Here is a 265-nt window from a genome sequence, read left to right as displayed (position 1 = left end):
AATCTTTCGGTAGATCATCCAGTTTCTTCAACTCCGGTTTATCTTCGCGTTTAAAGCGTTCGTTCAAACGCGCCAGACGCGTCGCATCATCTTCATTATTCTCTTTCTCACGCACAGCGTAATTCAGAGAAACGATATTGCGCTTGTCCTTCATAGCGTTGAAGCGCGCGATATCCTTCATGATGTTCTGGAACTCAGGATCTTTCGCGATACGCGCATTATGTTCCTTCAGCAGCTCCGGTTCAAAGGCCGTTAAATCTCCTGA

Annotated in this window: 1 protein-coding gene; it reads right to left on the bottom strand. The window is 46.4% G+C overall.

The features are described 5' to 3' along the window. Positions 1–265, bottom strand: a 265-nt coding sequence (locus tag V0R37_RS22390) for a carboxy terminal-processing peptidase (protein WP_420376594.1), incomplete at both ends; no start/stop codon positions are given.

The sequence above is a fragment of the Pollutimonas rozaliensis genome (assembly GCF_048751585.1).
Taxonomy (GTDB): Bacteria; Pseudomonadota; Gammaproteobacteria; order Burkholderiales; family Burkholderiaceae_B.
This window is presented reverse-complemented; position numbering and strand designations above follow the sequence as displayed.